The 4,939-nt window shown below is 68.4% G+C and carries 5 protein-coding genes; 4 read left to right on the top strand and 1 reads right to left on the bottom strand.

Annotated elements, in window-relative coordinates:
• Positions 1-144 precede the first annotated feature (144 nt).
• Positions 145-1,962 carry an FAD-binding oxidoreductase gene (locus BM172_RS21925; RefSeq protein WP_026633909.1) on the bottom strand — a complete coding sequence of 606 codons (1,818 nt, stop codon included), beginning with the start codon at positions 1,960-1,962 and terminating at the stop codon, positions 145-147.
• A gap of 153 nt (positions 1,963-2,115) precedes the next feature.
• Here BM172_RS21925 and BM172_RS21920 point away from each other — a divergent pair, with 153 nt between their 5' ends.
• From BM172_RS21920 to BM172_RS21905, 4 genes are all read left to right on the top strand, one after another.
• Positions 2,116-3,003, top strand: coding sequence for a LytTR family DNA-binding domain-containing protein (locus BM172_RS21920; RefSeq protein WP_026633908.1), 888 nt, complete (start codon positions 2,116-2,118; stop codon positions 3,001-3,003).
• Between the two features lie 63 nt (positions 3,004-3,066).
• Positions 3,067-3,804 carry a hypothetical protein gene (locus tag BM172_RS21915; RefSeq protein ID WP_026633907.1) on the top strand — a complete coding sequence of 246 codons (738 nt, stop codon included), beginning with the start codon at positions 3,067-3,069 and terminating at the stop codon, positions 3,802-3,804.
• A gap of 63 nt (positions 3,805-3,867) precedes the next feature.
• Positions 3,868-4,326 (top strand): DUF6491 family protein, encoded by a 459-nt coding sequence (locus tag BM172_RS21910; RefSeq protein ID WP_026633906.1) that lies wholly within the window; start codon positions 3,868-3,870, stop codon positions 4,324-4,326.
• Positions 4,323-4,586 carry a hypothetical protein gene (locus tag BM172_RS21905; RefSeq protein WP_026633905.1) on the top strand — a complete coding sequence of 88 codons (264 nt, stop codon included), beginning with the start codon at positions 4,323-4,325 and terminating at the stop codon, positions 4,584-4,586. The genes BM172_RS21910 and BM172_RS21905 overlap by 4 nt, the downstream gene beginning before the upstream one ends.
• The last annotated feature ends 353 nt before the right edge of the window (positions 4,587-4,939 follow it).

Raw genomic sequence — 4,939 nt, 5'->3', positions numbered from 1 at the left:
GCCGCAGGCGACTGCGAAGGCAGGATGCCGTAGCGAACATCCGCGTAGCGGATGGCCCGAAGGGCGGGCTGCCGATGCAGCCCGTAACCCCAACATGGGCGTGATCGTGCGAGGTTTGTTGGGGTTCGCTGTGCTCACCCCAACCTACGCGGTGCGGGTGAAACCGTCGGCGCTCCATGCTTCGCTGCCCACGCCGTGGTGCACGAAGAACAAGCCTTCCGGATCGTAGCGCCGCTTCGCCGCCGCCAGTCGCGGATAGTTGGAGCCCCAGAAGCGCTGCTGCCAGTCGCGCAGGAAATAATCGCTTTCCGAAACGTAGGAGCCAGCATCGGGCGCCACCTTCAGCAGTTCTTTCATGGCCAGGTCGATTTTCGACGCCTGCTGGCGTGCCTTGGCCAGTTCCGGGCTGCGCCCCGGCAGGCCGGTGAACGCCGGGCCGCTGCCGTCGGCGCAGATGGCCAGCGCGAATGCCTCGACCATGCCCGGATTCGTCGCCGTATCGCGCGCCCGTTCGATCGCGTCGGCCGGTGCGCCGGCCAGGCCCTTGTTGAAATGCAATGCATAGTCGAAGTGCTGCGAAGCCGCGAACAGAGCATCGGCGAGCACATCCCGCCGCCCCGGCTGCAGCAGCGAGGCAGGCATCCAGGCCGACTGGTAGGCATGGATAAACCAACCCACCTGGTCATGGTCGCCGCGCCAGATCATGTGATGCGCCGGGGCGCCGGGGCGGTCGTCCGGCACGATGTATTGCGGTGCGTGCTCGCGGAAGAACGCCGCGTCCCAGAAATGGCGGGCGGGCAGGGCGATGGTCTGGACCGGTTCGACGATGCTGTATTCGGGGCGTGCCTTGATCCAGTCCAGGAACGGCTGCCAGGTCTGCTGCGCCTGCTCCTGGGTCAGGCCCTGGAACACCATCGATATTTTCAGCGTGTCGCCGTCGCGGAAGCCGACCTGCTCGCCCCAGTGCGGGTTGAACAGCGCCTCGCGATAGAACGCCACGAAGCGGCCGACCAGCGCGCGGAAGGCGTCGCGCGAGGAGGCTTTGATGCACCCCATCGCCGCGCCGAAGAACTCCGGCAGCTCGAAGGTGCGCAGGGTCAGCCGCGTCACCACGCCAAGGCTGCCGCCGCCGCCGCCCTTGATGCCCCAGAACAGTTCCGGATCGTTGTAGGCGTTGACCACGCGCACTTTGCCGTCGGCAGTAACGATCTCCGCCTCCAGCAGATTGCCCGCTGCGCTGCCGAAGCCCTTGGAGAAGCTGCCGAAGCCGCCGCTCTGGATCAGCCCGGCCACGCCCACGGTGGCGCAGCCGCCGCCCTGCACGTAGCGCCGGCCCTGGGTGGTGACGGCGTCATAGGCGTCGATCCACAGCGCGCCGGCCTGCACGCTCACCGCCGGCAGCGGCTGGGCGTGGCCCGCAGCGCCTTGCGGCACGAAGGCGTCGTGCAGGCTGACCTGGTTCATATGGCGGGTCCACACCAGCAGCGAGTCCGGCGCTTCCGAGGTGCCCTGGTAGCTGTGGCCGCCGCCCTTCACCACCAGGCGCAGGCGGTGCTGGCGGGCGAAGTTCACGGCGGCGGCGACGTCGGCCGCGCTTTCGGCGGCCACGGCGTAGGCGCTGGGTTGCGAGATCCAGGCATCGGCCCAGCCGCTGGTCTGGGTCAGCGCGGGGTCGTCGCCGAGGGCGAACGGGTTGTCGAGCTGCTTCAGCGCCTGGGTGCAGGCGGCCGAGGGGCATTCGGCAAACGGCGAGCGCGGCAGCAGCAGGCGCCCGCCCACCTGCCGCCGCAGCTCGTCCCATTGCGCCGGCGCGGGCCAGCCGGGCTGGCCGGGGCGGACGCGGTGGAAGGCCAGCGGGCCGGCGAGCAGTTTGATGGCCGCGGTGGGCGCGGCGCCGGCGCGCAAGGCCAGCGGCAGCAGCGGCAGGGCGAGGGAGGCTTTGAGCAGGTCGCGGCGATTCATGGCTTGAGGCTCGTCGAAGGCGCGGCGGCGCCGGATGCCACGCATGCTGGGCCGTTTACGGGCCGTGCCCCAGCGCCAGGTGATTGATCGCGGGGTGCGAGGGACGGATGGCGGACCCTGGTGACGAACCGCGCCGCCCGTAGAATGCCCGTCATGCAGACCCGGCCCAGCTTCGACGCCAACTTCGACTACCGGGATTTCCAGCGCTGGCGCCGGCCGCTCGAGCGGGCGTTCTGGGTGCTGGTCACCCTGCTCAATACGGTGTTCAACAGCGTGGTGGCGCGGATGGACAACCCGCACCTGCCGGCCTGGGAGCCGTGGACCTGGGAATGGAGCAGCGGGCTGCTGGTCCTGGCCCTGATCCCCGCCGTGCTGGCGGTCGAACGCCGCTGGCCGATCCGCCTGGACAGCTGGCGCGCCAGCCTGCCCTGGCACCTGCTGGCGAGCGTGCCGTTCAGCCTGCTCCACGTGGGCGGCATGGTGGCGCTGCGCGGGCTGGTCTATGCGGCGATGGGCAGCCATTACGACTTCGGCACCTGGTGGCCGAACTTCGGCTACGAATACCTCAAGGACATCCGCACCTATTTCCTGATCATCGCCCTGGTCAGCCTGTCGCGGCTGTGGCTGATGCGTTGGCAGGGCGAGGCGCGCCTGCTGGCCGAGCCCGACGAAGGTCCGCCGGTGGAGCCGGTGGAGCGGCCCGAGCGCTTTCTGGTGCGCAAGCTGGGCAAGGAATTCCTGGTCAACGCCAGCGAGATCGAATGGCTGCAGGCCTCCGGCAACTACGTCAACCTGCACGTGCGCGGTCGCGACTATCCGCTGCGCAGCACCATGGCCGGGATCGAGGAGCGCCTGGACGCGCGCCGCTTCGTGCGCGTGCACCGCAGCTATGCGATCAACCTGGACTACCTGGCCGAGATCGAGCCGCTGGACGCCGGCGAGGCGCGCCTGCGCATGCGCGACGGCGCCGTGGTGCCGTGCAGCCGGCGTTACCGCACGTCGCTGCGCGAGCGCTTCGGCGAGGCGCCGGCCGGCGCCTGAGCGGTTGCGCTGCTGCGCGCGCCGTTTCACTCTTGGCTTCTTTCCAACCCACGGGTACCGCCGATGAACCTGCCGCGCCTCCGCCCCGCCGTCCTGGCCGCTTCGTTCGCTTTCGCCGGCGTGCTGGCCGGCTGCTCGCAGTCCGGCGACCAGGCCGCCGCGCCGGCCCAGGCGCCGCAGGCCGACGAGTCCGCGCAGAAGCTGGAGACCTACCGCCAGCTGCTGCGCATCCACAACGACGAGATGGCCACGTCGATGGGCAAGGAAATCGTCAGCCGCTATCCCGACAGCGCAGCCGCCAAGGAGGTGCAGCAGACCCTGCCGGAAGTGGAAAAGCGCTGGAAGGAAAACAGCGAGAAGAACCGCCTGCAGGGCCTGTGGCTGTACCAGGTTTCGCCGATGCAGGGTGGCACGCAGTCCACCGCCACCATCTACAGCAGCCAGCCCTCCGGCAACGATCGCGTGCGGCTGGTGCTGCGCCGGCATACCGAGTGGGGTCAGAACGCTTTCCTGTATGCCGGCGGCGAACACGGCTTCGTGTGCAAGGCCAACTGCACGCTCAAGACCGTGGTCGACGGCAAGGACACTGGCATCAAGGCGTTCGCGCCGAGCACCGGCGAACCGGCGCTGATGATCCGCGACGACAAGGCCTTTATCGCCCTGCTGGAGAAGGCGAAAAAGATCTCGATCGACGTGACCCTGCAGGACGGCGAGAAGAAGCTGACCCTGGTGTACGAAGTCGGCGGCTTCGATCCGGACAAGTGGCAGCCGGTCGGCAAGGGCAACGCCAAGAAAAAGTGACGCGTGCACCGCGGACGGCGCCGCGCGTTCGAATGCGGGTCTCCTCACGATGGAGGACATGCCATGTTCGCCACACGCTTTTTCCTTGCCGCCATCGCTACGCTGGGCGTGGCGGCGTGTTCCAGTGTTCCCTACGCGCAACGCATCAGCGCGCGCCAGGCTGCATATGCCGCGGCGGCGCGCGAGCCGGTGCGCAGCTTCCGCTTCTTCGAGCTGTATTCGTGGGAGCCGCTGGGCGATAGCCAGCTGGCCATTTATACGCGGCCGAGCGAGGCGTACCTGGTCAGCGTGATGGGGCCGTGTCCGGATCTGGAATTCACCAACGCGATCGGCCTCACTTCCAACTTGAACGAGGTGCAGGTGCGCTTCGACAAGGTGCTGACCGGGCGGCGCGACTTCCCCTGCACGATCGGCGAGATCCGCCCGGTGGACGTGGGCAAGCTGAAGTCGGTGGAGCACGAGCAGCGCAAGATTCAGTCGGCGCAGCGCGATGCCGCGGGCGATAGCAAGCCCGCGCCATGAACGAGCCGCAGATCTTCTGTCCGCGCTGCGCCTGGCGCCCGCAGGGCGAGGATCGCTGGCAATGCTCGCCGCGCATGGGCGGCTGCGGCACGGTGTGGAATACGTTCTGGACTGCCGGCGTCTGTCCCGGCTGCAGCTACCGCTGGCAGATCACCTTCTGCCCGTCGTGCCGGCAGTTCTCGCCGCATGAGGACTGGTATCACTGGCCTGAGGGCAGTGTGGAGGAGCGCGAGAGGGAGTTGGAATTGGGCCGCAACTGAGCCCGCGTTTTTTCCACAGCGCTTCAAAGTGGAATCCTTCTCCCTCCGGCGACCCGAAGGTAGTCCCCGTGGGAGAGCACGCGGGGAGCGCACATGGATGTGCGCGGCTCTGAGGAGCGAGGAAGGTGGCGGCAGCCGGATGAGGGTACGGCCGGAGCGGTGCACATCACCCTTGCGCTCCGCCCGTACCCTCACCCCAACCCCTCTCTCCCACGGGGACTACCTTCGGGTCGCCGACGGGAGAGGGGCTTCATATCAATTGAGAAACAGCTTCTCCGCCATCTTCGCCAGCGGCTTCTCCACCCAGCCCTGCACCCGCGGCGGCAGGTCCAGCGGCTTGAGCAGCATCTTCA

Origin of the sequence: Dyella marensis (genome assembly GCF_900112865.1) — a bacterium.
Classification (GTDB): domain Bacteria; phylum Pseudomonadota; class Gammaproteobacteria; order Xanthomonadales; family Rhodanobacteraceae; genus Dyella_D; species Dyella_D marensis_A.
Note: the sequence above shows the minus strand (reverse complement) of the source record. Positions and strands in the feature narration are given on the sequence as shown.